This is a genomic window from Domibacillus indicus (assembly GCF_023715895.1).
GTDB lineage: Bacteria > Bacillota > Bacilli > Bacillales > Domibacillaceae > Domibacillus > Domibacillus indicus_A.
Genome location: NZ_JAMBOO010000137.1, coordinates 1 through 255, shown reverse-complemented (window position 1 = coordinate 255; position 255 = coordinate 1). Strand labels below are relative to the sequence as shown.

Annotated in this window: 1 rRNA gene; it reads left to right on the top strand. The window is 56.9% G+C overall.

Going from position 1 to position 255, the window contains the following annotated elements:
• Nucleotides 1-255: ribosomal RNA gene (locus tag M3221_RS27155) — 16S ribosomal RNA — on the top strand; the annotation flags it as partial.

Genomic DNA, 255 nt, shown 5'->3' with positions numbered 1-255 from the left:
CTCTGTTCAAGTTAGCGGCGGACGGGTGAGTAACACGTGGGTAACCTGCCTGTAAGACTGGGATAACTCCGGGAAACCGGGGCTAATACCGGATAACATCAAGAGCTGCATGGCTCTTGATTGAAAGGCGGCTTCGGCTGTCACTTACAGATGGACCCGCGGCGCATTAGCTAGTTGGTGAGGTAACGGCTCACCAAGGCGACGATGCGTAGCCGACCTGAGAGGGTGATCGGCCACACTGGGACTGAGACACGG